Below are 9,124 nucleotides of genomic sequence, written 5' to 3' on the forward strand. Positions count from 1 at the left end.
GAGGCTAGCCGGGCTGCAGCGCAACGAGATCGATTAGTGCGGACATCCCGCCATGGCCGCTGCCTTCGCGAATATCCGCATCGTAGCTTTGCAGGGAAACAATATCCCACCCGGCAAAGGCTTCGCGCAGCATGCTTTCGCTATAGAGGTTGTCCTCCACTTTCGGCCCGCCGGTGCCATATTCCAGCTGTTCCGGGCGATAGCCCTCCAGCAGCAGAATGCCACCGGGCCGCAAAGTTCTGGCAAACCCGGCGAACATGTTGGTCCGCAACATGGGGTCGGCAAATTGCACGAAGATCGCCACGACCGCGTCAAATGCAGCCTCTGGCCAGTCGTAGTCGGCCAGATCGACCTGCTGCAGCGTCAAGGAAACGCCACGCTGCTGCGCCAGCCTGCGCGCCTTCGCGATTCCGGCGGCGGATATGTCGGTTGAGGTAACGTCCAGGCCCTGTTCGGCCAGATAGACCCCATTGCGCCCTTCCCCATCGGCCACCGCCAGCACCCGCCCGCCTTGCGGCAAACGGCCCGCTTCACGGCGCACAAATGCATTGGGCTCGGTTCCGAAGACATAGTCTTCCGAAGCGAAGCGACTGTCCCAGAATGCGGCTGAATCCATGCGATCAGTCATGCGCTGCCTTCCATGCTCCCATCGAACCAAGATAGATGTCGAGCTTTTCAAAACCGCGGCTGGCCAGCCACCCTGCGGCGACCGTCGCGCGCATGCCGCTGGCGCACATCAGGGTGTAATGCCGCTTCTTGTCCAGTTCGTGCCAACGGTCGTTAAGCTGGCCAACATAGATATGGTGCGATCCGTCGATGGCAGATTTGGCCCGTTCGTCTGCATCGCGCACATCCAGCAACGTCCACCCTTCAGCACCACCTAAACGGTTTTCCACTTCGTCCGTATCGATCATGGGCGTCTGCTGCATCGTTACGCCTTTCGCCGCGGCAGGCACCACGCCGACATAGCCACCGACCACATTATCCAGCGCGATCCGCACCAGATGTTCCAGCGCGGCAGCGAGTTGATCTTCATCTGAAGCGATCAGGGCGACACTTTCCCCTTCGCGGATGAACCAGCCAGCAAAGGCGGAAATCATATCCACGGGCAGGCTCATCGCGCCGGGCAGATGGCCCGAGGCATAGGCCATGGGTTCGCGGATATCGACCAGATGATCCACTTTGCAGTCCCTTAACTGCGCGAGCGACAGGCGGCGGGGGCGCATCACAGGCGGCGGCGCACTGCCCCCTTCCACATTCAGCCGCTCCATCAGCCGGAAATAGGGCGGTTGATAGTGGTTCTCATTGACTTTCAACCGAATGAATTCGTCGCGATCCGTGATCTGGAGCCGCGGATTATTGAGCCTCTCATGGCCGATGGTAGAGAACTCGCGATCGGCCATGCCTGATCCGCAGACCGAGCCGGCACCGTGCGCCGGATAGATGATGGTCTGATCGCCGAGCGCCAGCAGCTTGCGGAGGGAATCGAACAGCAGCCCGGCCACTTCCTCGCGCCGGTCGGGATAAAAATCGGTGCGGCCGACATCGCCAACGAACATTGCGTCGCCAGTGAACACGCCCACCGCCTTATCCGGATAGGCGGTATCAAACAGCGCGTAGGCCAGATGGTCATCAGTATGGCCGGGTGTTTCCATGGCCCGGATTTCCAGTTGGCCGATGGCATAACAATCACCGTCCCGCGCCGTCGTCGCATAAACTATGGGCCGTTCCGGGTTCGGCCCATGCAGCACCTTTGCACCCGTCATGCCGGCGAGCACTGGCGCGCCAGATACAAGGTCTTCGTTACGATGAGTCTCGAGGATATGCGTGATCTCAAGCCCTGCTGCACGCGCCTTCTCCAGGTAGATGGCGCAGTCGCGGCGTGGGTCGATCACGGCTGCCTGCCCGCCCGACCCCACCAGATAAGACAGGTGGGAAAGGCCCGGCGTCTTGATCTTTTCCAGCAGCATAGTTCTTTCCTTCTGGTATGGGTTTCGCGCCGCGACGACTGCTATTGTCAGTCTGAAACGAGCGGCCATCCCTGGCGTTGCAGGAGGACCAGCGTCGTCATCGCGGACAGATCGAGAGTGACCGCCGGATCGATGTCCTCCCGCGCAATGCCCTGTCCAGCGGTGGCCTGGCCACAGACATGGATTTCAACGCCAGCCCGCTTGAGTGCGGCAATCAGCGGCGTGTTTGGGTTGGCGGAGTTGAACCGCTTTTGATAGGCTTCGTCACGCAGAATCAACGGTGTGGCTGGCCCGTGGATGATGACCTTGATATCGCCCGGTTTGGTGGACACGCCGCTCGATGCGAGCAGATTGAGATAGCGCGCGACCCTGTCGAGACTACGGTTTACCCCGTTTGGCCCACGTGCCTCGCCGGTGATTTCGAACAGCGCACGCATATCATCCATCGCGGCGGGACGGTTGGCAACCTGCGCCATGGGCGCAATCGCGCCATAGTCCGCGACCGCAGGATGCCTCGCAACTTGAGCGGATGCGGGCATGCAAACAACCAATGTGGCGGCGCCCCCCAGAATGAGTAATTTGTTATAAATGCTCATCATCTGTCTTTCCTTCCGACTCATTGGCTAGCCTGATCAGCATCTCGCTGCTTAGCATCTGCGGCAGCTCCCGAACCGGACTTTTCGACGGCGCGTAGAGATAGTAAGGGATCGAATTGCGGCTGCGGCTGGCGAGGAAGCGCGTGATCTCTGGATCGCCCCGCGTCCAGTCGGCAACGAGCATCGTCACACCCGCCTTCGCGAATGCCGCTTGCGTGTCCGCCCGGTCGATCGCCACTCGCTTGTTGACTTGGCAGACGAGGCACCAGTCTGCTGTGAAATCGACGAAGACCGGTACGCCCTGCGCGCGCAACTCAGAAAAGCGCGCTTCACTGAACATTTGTGCTCCAGTATCTGCGGGAGCGGTCGCGGCGGCCGGGCGCGGCAGCTCTACCGCGATCGCGACCATGAGCGCCGCCATCACCGGGGCCAGCCCGACCATGGCGGAGCGCCCCCCGCTTTGTCGCAAGCCCACCCACCATAATCCCACCGCGGCCAGTGCGGCGATCAGCAGGCCCATCGCAAGCCCGTCGACGCCGCTTTGCCGCCCCAGGACCCAGGCCAGCCCGATCGCGGTCAGCAGCATCGGAATCGAAAGAATGCGGCGGAAGGTTCCCATCCACGCGCCAGGTTTCGGTAGCCAGCGTTGAAGCCGGGGCACGAAGGCGATCAGAAGGAATGGGAGCGCCATACCAAGGCCCAGGCCTGCAAAAACCGCCAGCGCAGCTGGCACCGGCAGAACCAGTGCCGCGCCCAGCGCGACGCCCATGAAGGGGCCACTACAAGGAGTCGCGATCAGCGCAGCAAGCGCACCGGTGCCAAACGCGCCGAGGCCGCCTTTCTTCGTCATCCAATTGCCGGACAAAGAGGGGCCACTCACTTCGAACAGACCAGCCAAATTGAGCGCGATTGCCAGCGACAATAGCATCAGCAGCAGGACCATCCGGGGATCCTGAAGCTGGAAAGACCAGCCAATGTCATGGCCCATCGCGCGGGCGCCGACCAATATTGCGCCCAGCGCCGTGGTCGTCGCTACGCTCCCGGCAAAATAGGCAAGCCCTTCCACTTTCGCGGTGTGCCGGTCAGCGCCCGATCGAGCGAGGCTCAGCGCCTTGAGCGACAGGATCGGGAACACGCAAGGCATCAGGTTGAGCAGCAGCCCGCCAAGGATCGCACCGGTAAGTGCAATTCTGAACGCGCGCGTGTCGGCTGGCGCGGCACGCTTAGGGCCCTGCGCCGGAGTGGGCTTGTCGACAGCGTTGGAGAGAACGGCGGCTGTGGAGGCTGGCGCCGACTGTGCTACAGGGGCTTCGGCCCTCGGAGTTTCACGGGCACCCGAAGCCATCAACGCGAAACTACGCTTACTATCCGCAAACACGCCGCGAAAATCTGAAGGCGTGGGCGCAGCATTGTCCGATGCGGCGACTGTCACGCGCCATCCACCTTCCCGGCGCACGACGGTCTGCGGCGCCGATGCCGCGAACCAGCCATCTTGAGCGGGAAACAGGCGCACCGACGATGCATCCAGCCTGGCTTCGCCATCAATGTCGAAGCGCCAGTCTCCACCCTGACGCCCGACCACCAGTTTAAGCCTGCCTTCCACGGGCAGTGCCGCCTTGGCGGCCCGGAAAACCGGCGCCGCAGCTGCATTGGTTGTTCCATCACCCGCCGTCAGCAGCAGATCGAGCGTGGCGCGTTCGGGGACACACAGCGTGTCCGAACAGGCAAGCCATGAGAGGTTGACGCGCAGCGGGATGGCAGTGCCCGGAGCAACATCGTCGTTCAGGTTCAAATCCGTAAGGAGCGTGAAAGCACCTTTATGAACATAGCTTGCTAGCCCCGCGAGCTTGAGCAGGGTTGGTGCGGGATGGCGCAGGTCACCGATGGTCACGCCGTCCGGCACGGTCCAGTTCGCCTCTACCGAGAGCCCGCTGTCGCCTGGATTGACCCAATAGCCATGCCAGCCAGTGCGTGGCACCATGCGGATAGCGATGCGCGTTGTCGTGCCGGCCTTTGGGGAACTGGTTTCGGCCAGCACCGACGCATTGATATTTGCCGTGGCCTGAGCGGCGACCGGTCCGGCGATGAAACCAAGCAAAGCGGCTGCGAACAGTGCGAAAAACCTTATCGCAAGACGCGGTATTCGATCCATCATCGTCCTGGCCGGCGTTTTCATTGTGATGCAGTTCCATTCGGATCGCGTCGTGCAAGCGCCACCGCCTCACGCAACCCGCGCAGATCAATGCCGCCGGGGATGAGATAGGGGCCGATCAGCATACCGGGCGTGCCTTGAAGGCCCAGCATTGCTGCGTATCGGCTATTGCGATCCAGCACAGCATCGATCTCAGCCTTGTGCGCGGTGAGGTCAGCCTGCAGTTTCGCCCAATCCACCCCTGCCTTGCCTGCTGCCGCGCGAATACTGTCCGATGTCAGCTTGCCTGTCGTGGTCATCAGCGCATCGTTGAACGCGGCATGCTTGCCTTGCCATTTGGAGGCAATGGCTGCCCTCGCGGCTTCGGTGGACGCAGCGCCGAAGACCGGCCAGTCACGAAAGACCAGTTTCACCTTGGGGTCTTCGTTCACCAGTGCTTCGAGCGACGGGTGGAGCTTGCGGCAAAAGGGACATTGATAGTCGGAGAAAACCACGACAGTGACATCGTGCCCCTGCGGCGCGATGGCCGGAGCAACAGGATCATTCTGGATTTGCGAGCGGATGCGCAGCGCGTCTGCGCTGGAGGTGTCGCTCGACGCCTGACGAGCTTGCGCCGGGTCGGCATCACCGCTCCAAAGCGCCACGCCGCCGGCCAGAAGTGCGGCCATGCCGATGCCAGCGGCGATTGTCAGTGTCTTCATCTCATTGGGTCCTTTGCAGATCACGCATCCCCGCGGTCAGCGCCGCCCGGGATATCTCGCCGGCGTGGAGACCGGCAATTTCGCCCGCCTTGTTGACGAACAGGGTGGTTGGAAGCGCCACCGAAGCGACAGCCTTGCCCAAGACGCCGCCCGGATCAGTCACGATTGCCCCGTTGGCCAGGCCCTGCTTCACAAGAAACGCACGGATGGCCGCAGCGTCCTCGCCTTGATTGACGAGCAGAACCGGAACTTTGGAGCTTTGCGCCACGTCGATCAGCATCGGCATTTCGCGACGGCACGGCGGACACCATGTGGCCCACAGATTGATAACCATAGGTCGCCCCGGAATGCCTAGCTCGACCGGTTTGCCATCGAGGTCCGTCAGCATCAGGCGCGGCATCGGTCGTACATCCGGTGCAATCAAGGTGGCCGCACCGAGATGAAGTACAAAAAGACCTGCGACCGTGGCGATCAGGGCAAGGCCTGCAGGTCTGCGCCCCAGCATAACCAAGATGGTGATCAACGCCGCCGCAGCGCCTGCCCAGACCGAGAACCCGCCCTGCCAGATTGCAAGCATGCCCCAGGGTTCGGCGATAAAGGCATCAAGATTGGCAAGAATAAAGCCGATGCGCGCTGCAACCAGTCCGGCCAGCAAGGACAACCATCCGGCACGCATTGCCCTACTATCCAGCCGCGCGGCAATCACACCCGCGATCGCCAGAAACGCCCAGATCGCTGCAACAGCGATCAAACGGTCTGTAGCCATGGCAAGTGGGCCGATCTGTATGACGCCATCCATTGTGGTTCTCCTTGCCGCCCTTTCTTAAGGCAGGCTTAGCATCCAGCTTAAGGTAGCGGTAAGGCGGACAGGGAAAGGAGCAGAAATGCGGATTCTGCTTGTTGAAGATGATGATATTCTGCGCGACGGTATCGTGGTGGGGCTCGGCCTTGAGGGGTTCGAGGTCGATGCTGTGGCCTGTCTTGCCGACGCGCGCGCCGCGATAGGAGATCATGCTGGCGTCGTGCTCGATATCGGCCTGCCAGATGGATCCGGTCTCGACCTGCTAGCGGAATGGCGACGGGCCGGCGTCGAGATTCCGGTGCTGCTGCTGACGGCGCGTGACATGGTCGCGGACCGGGTCGAGGGACTTGATCGCGGTGCCGACGATTATCTGGGCAAACCCTTCGATCTTACGGAACTATCAGCCCGCCTGCGCGCGATCATGCGTCGAGCCAGTGGCCGAGCAAGCGGCGATCTGGAACTGGGTGCGCTGATAATCAGCGAAGCGCGTAGATCAGTGGCCTTGGATGGCGAGGAAATCGCCGTGTCTCGCCGCGAGTTTGCGATCCTGCATGCTCTGGCGGAGCGCCCGGGGCACGTGCTGTCGCGCAGTCAGCTGGAAGATCGCATCTACGGCTGGCAGGAAGAAATCGAAAGCAACGCGGTGGAGGTACACATCCACAAGCTCCGTGCGAAACTCGGCCGGAGCCGCATCGAAACGGTGCGTGGTGAGGGTTACCGGATTACACGAACATGACTGCGTTACGGATCCGTCTGTTCATTCTCGTCGCTGGCGTGACCATGCTCGTCTGGGCGGGTGCAGCAGGCTGGACGAGTTTTTCAACCAGGGCTGAAGTGCAGCGTGTGCTCGACGGGCGGTTGGTGGAGGCGGCACGAATGGTCGCTGCACTCGATATTCCCGCCAGCGGACCAGTGCGGCGACTGGCACCGGCACCTTACTCCCGCCAGTTGTCGTGCCAGATCTGGTCTCTGAACGGCGCTTTGATCGGTCAGTCAACCGGAGCGCCCGATGCACCGTTGGCCGGGGGCGCACCCGGTTTTTCCAGTCGCCAGATCGGAGATGAACAGTGGCGCGTCTATACACATGTTGACGCGGCGCGTGGCATCAGGGTCATGGTCGGCGACAGCTTGGCGGTCCGCCAGCATCTGGTCAACGATCTGATGCTGGGCTTGCTGTTGCCCGCAGCGGCTGGGCTCGTTGCGCTCGCAGTGCTGCTTTGGTTTGGTGTCCGGAGTGGCCTTGCACCTCTCGGTCGTGTTGCCCGCGCAATCGAGCTACGTTCGCCACATACCCTTGAGCCACTCGCCGTCGAACCCGTGCCCGAAGAACTGAGGCCGCTGGTGCAGGCAATGGACGACCTGCTCGCCAGACTTGAGGGGGCAAGACGGGCGGAGCGCGATTTTGTGGCCAATGCCGCGCACGAGCTCCAGACGCCGCTGGCTGGACTCAAAACTCAGGCCGAAGTGGCCCGTCGCGCCACGGACCCGGCCATGCGCGATCATGCCCTGGAGCGGATCGCCATCTCGGTCGGTCGCACCAGCCGGCTGGTGCGCCAGTTGCTGGAGCTGGCCCGGCAAGAAGGGCGAGAGGCCGAACCGGCCGACTGCTTCGCGCGCGTGCGTGACGTGGTGAACGGCGTGGTCGGCGATTATGCACATCTGGCCGCGAACGGCAGTCGATCGATCATCACCGCCTGCGGACTCCGCGATGTCGACCTGGCAATCGATGCCGAAGCCCTTCGCCTTGCGCTGGGCAACCTGGTGGAAAACGCTCTGCACCATGGAGGCAAAGGCCCAGTCCGGATCGAGTGTGCCGCAAACGATGGATTGGAACTGCGTGTCATCGATGGTGGCGCGGGCATCGCGGCGGAAGAGGTTGAGCGTGTGCGTCGCAGATTCGAACGCGGCCCTCGCGCCATGTCGGGCGGCACCGGGCTGGGCTTGTCGATCGTCGAGGCCGCAATCGCTCCAGCGCAGGGCGTTCTGGAATTTCGTCCGGATAATGCCGGCTTTGCCGCCGTGCTGCGCTTTCCATCAAATCGCGTCAGGATATCGAGCGATGGTGCCAGCTGACGTTCCCCCCGATCAAGGAGATGGATCTCCACGAAAGGCATTCAGCCGCCGCGACTTTGCTACACTGAGCCTATTTGCCGCAGTGGGATGGCTCGGAAGCTGGATACTTCGCGAAACTGCGCCTTTGGCTCAGGACATGTCTTCAAATGGCAGAGCTCAAACCGCCGCGGACCAGCGGACGAGTCGGTCGGCTGGGAACCCGGATGGGTCGGTGACCGTGGTTGCGTTCAATGATTTTCTCTGTCCGATCTGCAAGGTGACCGCGCACATACTTGCAGCCGCAGTGAAGCATGACGGTGACGTGCGGATCGAGTATCGCGATCTGGCTTTCTTCGGGCCAATGGCGGAGCGTGCCGCCCTGGTCGGCCTCGCGATGGACCGACAGAGTCTTTATCCCGCCTATCACGACCGTACGATGGCAATGCACATACCGCTGAACGATGCAGTGCTGCGCGATATCGGACACGATATAGGCGCGGATTGGGAACAGGCCACGAAGGATCTGAAAGACCAGCGCCAAGCATTTCTAAACCGTTTGCATCAGGACGCCAATCTTGCTTTCGGTCTCGGTATCCGCGGCACACCTGCGTTCCTCGTCGAAAGCCTCCTCGCCATTGGCCGTAAGACTGAAGATGAATTTTTGGCGATCTTTGCCGAGGCTCGGGATAAGGCTCGCATCGCTGAATGACTGACCGGCTAACCCCGGTAGGGGTGACTACACGAAAGTGACGTATCTGCACGCTAAGAGCGAACAAATCCGGTACAATGCCAGCAGAGGCTACCTGTAGGTACTCAACGGCGTGTTCAACCTATCCTTTGAGCATGTGTCG

Annotated in this window: 9 protein-coding genes; 3 read left to right on the plus strand and 6 right to left on the minus strand. The window is 61.8% G+C overall.

Annotated features, from left to right (window positions below):
- Nucleotides 1–4 precede the first annotated feature (4 nt).
- From D0Z70_RS22290 to D0Z70_RS22315, 6 genes are all read right to left on the minus strand, one after another.
- Nucleotides 5–628, minus strand: a complete 624-nt coding sequence (locus D0Z70_RS22290; protein WP_239019081.1) for a class I SAM-dependent methyltransferase — start codon at nt 626–628, stop codon at nt 5–7.
- Nucleotides 621–1,970: an MBL fold metallo-hydrolase gene (locus tag D0Z70_RS22295; protein ID WP_119750165.1), complete on the minus strand. Its 1,350-nt coding sequence runs from the start codon at nt 1,968–1,970 to the stop codon at nt 621–623. The genes D0Z70_RS22290 and D0Z70_RS22295 overlap by 8 nt, the downstream gene beginning before the upstream one ends.
- 47 nt (nt 1,971–2,017) lie before the next feature.
- Nucleotides 2,018–2,446, minus strand: coding sequence for a DsrE family protein (locus tag D0Z70_RS22300; protein WP_239019082.1), 429 nt, complete (start codon nt 2,444–2,446; stop codon nt 2,018–2,020).
- Nucleotides 2,447–2,552: 106 nt separating this feature from the next.
- Nucleotides 2,553–4,664: a protein-disulfide reductase DsbD family protein gene (locus D0Z70_RS22305; RefSeq protein WP_182914080.1), complete on the minus strand. Its 2,112-nt coding sequence runs from the start codon at nt 4,662–4,664 to the stop codon at nt 2,553–2,555.
- A 74-nt stretch (nt 4,665–4,738) separates the two neighbouring features.
- Entirely contained in the window at nt 4,739–5,419 is a 681-nt protein-coding gene (locus tag D0Z70_RS22310; protein ID WP_119750171.1) for a DsbA family protein, read from the minus strand.
- A 1-nt stretch (nt 5,420) separates the two neighbouring features.
- Nucleotides 5,421–6,218, minus strand: a complete 798-nt coding sequence (locus D0Z70_RS22315; protein WP_119750173.1) for a TlpA disulfide reductase family protein — start codon at nt 6,216–6,218, stop codon at nt 5,421–5,423.
- A gap of 85 nt (nt 6,219–6,303) precedes the next feature.
- Here D0Z70_RS22315 and D0Z70_RS22320 point away from each other — a divergent pair, with 85 nt between their 5' ends.
- The 3 genes from D0Z70_RS22320 (at nt 6,304) to D0Z70_RS25075 (ending at nt 8,982) form a co-directional block, all read left to right on the plus strand.
- Nucleotides 6,304–6,957, plus strand: a complete 654-nt coding sequence (locus D0Z70_RS22320) for a winged helix-turn-helix domain-containing protein (protein WP_119750175.1) — start codon at nt 6,304–6,306, stop codon at nt 6,955–6,957.
- Nucleotides 6,954–8,294, plus strand: a complete 1,341-nt coding sequence (locus D0Z70_RS22325; RefSeq protein WP_119750177.1) for an ATP-binding protein — start codon at nt 6,954–6,956, stop codon at nt 8,292–8,294. Before D0Z70_RS22320 ends, D0Z70_RS22325 begins: the two co-directional genes overlap by 4 nt.
- Before the next feature lie 136 nt (nt 8,295–8,430).
- Nucleotides 8,431–8,982 (plus strand): DsbA family protein, encoded by a 552-nt coding sequence (locus tag D0Z70_RS25075; protein ID WP_275402236.1) that lies wholly within the window; start codon nt 8,431–8,433, stop codon nt 8,980–8,982.
- Nucleotides 8,983–9,124 lie beyond the last annotated feature (142 nt).

The organism is Sphingobium terrigena (genome assembly GCF_003591655.1).
GTDB lineage: Bacteria > Pseudomonadota > Alphaproteobacteria > Sphingomonadales > Sphingomonadaceae > Sphingobium > Sphingobium terrigena.

What these genes read in the sequence shown, in the direction of transcription:
- D0Z70_RS22315 (WP_119750173.1), bottom strand. Translation starts at nt 6,218, where the DNA reads ATGGATGGCGTCATACAGATCGGCCCACTTGCCATGGCTACAGACCGT.
- D0Z70_RS25075 (WP_275402236.1), top strand. Translation starts at nt 8,431, where the DNA reads ATGTCTTCAAATGGCAGAGCTCAAACCGCCGCGGACCAGCGGACGAGT.
- D0Z70_RS22290 (WP_239019081.1), bottom strand. Translation starts at nt 628, where the DNA reads ATGACTGATCGCATGGATTCAGCCGCATTCTGGGACAGTCGCTTCGCT.
- D0Z70_RS22320 (WP_119750175.1), top strand. Translation starts at nt 6,304, where the DNA reads ATGCGGATTCTGCTTGTTGAAGATGATGATATTCTGCGCGACGGTATC.
- D0Z70_RS22295 (WP_119750165.1), bottom strand. Translation starts at nt 1,970, where the DNA reads ATGCTGCTGGAAAAGATCAAGACGCCGGGCCTTTCCCACCTGTCTTAT.
- D0Z70_RS22300 (WP_239019082.1), bottom strand. Translation starts at nt 2,446, where the DNA reads ATGGCGCAGGTTGCCAACCGTCCCGCCGCGATGGATGATATGCGTGCG.
- D0Z70_RS22310 (WP_119750171.1), bottom strand. Translation starts at nt 5,419, where the DNA reads ATGAAGACACTGACAATCGCCGCTGGCATCGGCATGGCCGCACTTCTG.
- D0Z70_RS22325 (WP_119750177.1), top strand. Translation starts at nt 6,954, where the DNA reads ATGACTGCGTTACGGATCCGTCTGTTCATTCTCGTCGCTGGCGTGACC.